4 protein-coding genes are annotated in these 3668 nt (G+C 45.0%); all 4 read right to left on the bottom strand.

Annotation, left to right across the window (positions count from 1 at the left end; translation table 11 throughout):
- Positions 1 to 118 precede the first annotated feature (118 nt).
- Positions 119 to 1327 carry an FtsW/RodA/SpoVE family cell cycle protein gene (locus AC4II3_RS28795; protein WP_293085549.1) on the bottom strand — a complete coding sequence of 403 codons (1209 nt, stop codon included), beginning with the start codon at positions 1325 to 1327 and terminating at the stop codon, positions 119 to 121.
- A 301-nt stretch (positions 1328 to 1628) separates the two neighbouring features.
- On the bottom strand, positions 1629 to 1829 hold the full coding sequence (locus AC4II3_RS28790; RefSeq protein WP_293107477.1) for a rod-capping linker protein CpcD domain-containing protein: 201 nt from the start codon (positions 1827 to 1829) through the stop codon (positions 1629 to 1631).
- Between the two features lie 294 nt (positions 1830 to 2123).
- Positions 2124 to 2609: an allophycocyanin subunit beta gene (apcB, locus tag AC4II3_RS28785; protein WP_070394727.1), complete on the bottom strand. Its 486-nt coding sequence runs from the start codon at positions 2607 to 2609 to the stop codon at positions 2124 to 2126.
- A gap of 95 nt (positions 2610 to 2704) precedes the next feature.
- Positions 2705 to 3190, bottom strand: coding sequence for an allophycocyanin subunit alpha (gene apcA, locus AC4II3_RS28780; RefSeq protein WP_008180111.1), 486 nt, complete (start codon positions 3188 to 3190; stop codon positions 2705 to 2707).
- Positions 3191 to 3668 lie beyond the last annotated feature (478 nt).

Raw genomic sequence — 3668 nt, 5'->3', positions numbered from 1 at the left:
CCCTGTTCCCTGTTCCCTGTTCCCTGTTCCCTGTTCCCTGTTCCCTGTTCCCTATTCCCTGTTCCCTAAAACCCTAAATTCTGTACCTCACCAGATTTTAAAAAAATATTGGTCACTTTTACCTTTTGGCTTTTACCTTGTGCCTTCTTTGCCGTCGTTCTGCTATCGACTGGCGGCGACTTTGTATAGACACAATTTCTGCCTCACTACTCTCTCGTGCTACCCGAATCAACAACCCAGCCGAACACAAACTGGAAATCAACGAACTTCCCCCATAACTAAAGAATGGGAATGGTAAACCAGTAGTGGGAAGAGCCCCAGAAGCAACACCAATATTTAACAGAGACTGTCCGACAATAAACAGCATTGCCCCAATGGCTATTAACTGATAGACTCGGTTTCTTGCCTTAATAGCTACAATCACCGCTAGGGTCATGTATGTCATCAACAAAAACATTAGCGCTATACTACCAGCAAAGCCAAATTCTTCAGCAAAGACAGAAAAGATAAAATCAGTGTGTTGAATCGGTAAATAGAATAACTTTTGTTGGGATAACCCAAAACCAGAGCCCCAAGTACCACCCGAGCCAATAGCCAGAAGACTTTGAACCAATTGGTATCCATCTCGCATTGGATCAGCCCAAGGATTTAGGAATGACATCACCCGACGCCGCTGGTATTCCTTGATGCTGATACTGAGTACTGCCAGCAGGACACCACCAAATGCTGTACCTCCTAAGTAATAAAAAGGTAACCCTGCTGCTAGAGCAACTAGCCACAAAGTCATCCCACAAAGTGCTGTTGTACTCAGATTAGGCTGTAACAAAATTCCCACCAACACCACCATAAAAATCCCCAGCCACGTGAAACGGGTCCGCCACTGAAGCCGGTCCCACTGCCCAAATACCCGAGCTGCTTGTAACACTAGAAACGGCTTCATTAACTCCGAAGGTTGCAGGGGAACCGAACCCACAGATAACCAGCGAGTTGCCCCATTAACCGTTGTTCCCACACCAGGAATTAAAGTCAATAACAGCAGCACCAACAGCCCCAGGAGCAACCAATGGCTGATCTTTAGCAAATAACGCAACGGTGATCGCACCAATAGGTTAAATCCCACTAAGCCCAAGACTACCCAGATCAGCTGTCGCTTGACGTAGTATGTTCCATCCCCTAATTCGACATCTGCGATCGCATAAGAAGCTGAGAACAGAATTACTATTCCGATCAACAGCCATAGAAACGTTAACCACTTCAGTAACCGAGCACTAACTGCCCAGTCTGTAGTAGAGGGATTAAATAATAGAATCAGGTTACGTAGAGCCACGTTTAATCAGGTTGGTTAAAGGTTATGTGGTTGAGTGTTATGTGGTTGAGTGTTATGTGGTTGAAGGTTATGTGGTTGAGTGTTATGTGGTTGAACGCGATGGACGTTCGCGTAGCGTCGGCTCTGCCGATAGTCCCGCTTTCAGCGATCGCGTGGCCTTAAGGCCTATGGTTATTTGGTTATGTGGTTGTTCGCCCTCTCTTGCTTCTGTTTCCATCCCCCCATTTTCCCCCAAAAATCAAAAAGGGGTCGTAGTAGACCCCCTGAAATTTTTTTATAAACAGCTATTATCGAAAAATCATTACAAACCGGTGTTTGTACCTTGCTTACCAGTTGCCAGCTTAACTTTAATAATTTTGCCACCCATTTTCTGGATGCGCTGTTGCTCACGGAACCAGTTATCGTAGGAAACTTGCTTGGTAAAAAAAGTATTCTGTAACTCCCGTTGTGTCCTAATTCTGCTTTGGCTTGGCACACAAGCAGTTATTTCAAACGTCCGCATGAGCTTATTTCTCCTAGTAAAATTCAAGAAAATTTTAATTCTGGTTTGATTCCAAGATTGGTAAAAAACTCCCTATCGCCTAAAGCGAGGGAATAAATTGGTTAATCAAATATCTCAACTATTCCAAATCCAAAGTCTGGGAGTTAATTGTCAATACTAGACTGTCAAAACTCCTCTGCTTGACTTACGTGAGCCAGATTCGCCTTTAACAAGCTAGCACTCACAATCAACTTCCCAGACCTTAATTACACAGACAACTACAGGCTGGCGAATTCCATCAACACGCTTCTGGCGTTAGCTTAAGCCAGAGCAGATGTAGTCAAAGTATACACCCATTTCCTTACCAGCATCAGGACCAACTAAGCTAGCGGTAACTTCCTTCATGCCTTGGATGGAATTGGTGGTATTGCCAATGGGAACACCAAGGGAGTTGTAGGTTTCCTTCAAGCCATTGAGTACGCGCTCATCAAGGATAGATGGGTCACCGGCCAACATCGCATAGGTAGCATAACGCAAGAAGTAATCCATGTCACGGATACAAGCTGCGTAGCGGCGAGTGGTGTACATGTTGCCACCAGGACGAGTGCTGTCGGAATACAACAGGGTCTTAGCAACTGCTTCCTTAACGATGGTAGCAGCATTAGCACTAATGGCAGTTGCTGCACGTACCCGCAGCTCACCAGTTTGGAAATAGCCCTTGAGCTTTTCCATAGCGGAGTCGTCTAGATATTTACCTTGGACGTCCGCAGAGTTGATAACAGCAGTAATTGCGTCTTGCATGATTCTATTTCCTTATTTAACTCAAGTTGTGATTATCGGTTCTACAGACAGACTATGCCATCATCAGAACACTAGGCAAAGGGGTATTTATTGCCCTACAACAATCCACCAATCACATAGTCGAAGTAAGAGCCAGCTTCAGCAGCATCGTCCCCAGACATCATGCCAGTAGCGATACCCTTCATGCAACGGACGCTTTCAGCAACAGCATCAATGGAGGTACCTAAAGACTTGTACATTTCCTTAGCACCTACTAGACCAATTTCCTCAATTGGTGTGGTATCACCAGCAACAATACCGTAGGTAATCAAGCGTAGGTAGTAATCCATGTCCCGCAGGCAAGTAGCAGTCATTTCCGGACCGTAGGCATTACCACCAGGAGAGACAACATCTGGACGCTTTTGGAATAGTTGGTCTCCAGCTTGCTTAACAATTGTCTCACGGGAGCCTGTTAAGGTTTGAGCGATACGTAAGCGCTGCTCACCAGAAGTAACAAAGCTTTTGATACCGTCTAATTCACTAGGGCTCAGATAGCGAGCCTCAGCATCTGCATTCACGATGGATTTCGTGACAATACTCATAGATGGATTCCTCCAGAAAAAATATTACCAGGTTTTTTAAACTGGCATTTCCAAGAATGAACGCACTCTAACTAACCTTGCGGTGTAATTAGAGCTTCTGTCGCATTGCAGTTACCCGCAATGTGCCGGGGAAATCGCCGTTCTCGATACGCCGCCAGCACAGAGGGCCGACGCACGCCCCAGCAAAACTTGGTTTAGCTAACCCTGCCTAAATTAAAGGCCTAAATCAAAGCCTAAATCAAAGCCGGTTAATCATAAACCTAGCTTCCGGGAATATTTTGCTACAGATTGTTGACATTTTTCCCAGTTTCGCAACACATCGTAACATTTTTCCTAATAAAGTACGAAGTTATGAAGGGTGAGTTACAGGTTAGTGGCCTGAGTTAGAGGTTAAAGGTTGAAAGTTTAACCTTTAAGGCTAGTCCAACCTACCGACCACCTCTAAACCTGTAAACCTCCAAACCTCCAAATTTTAAAC

This window comes from Moorena sp. (genome assembly GCF_982860115.1).
The sequence above is the reverse complement of the archived record's forward strand: the minus strand, read 5'-3'. Positions and strand labels throughout refer to the sequence as shown.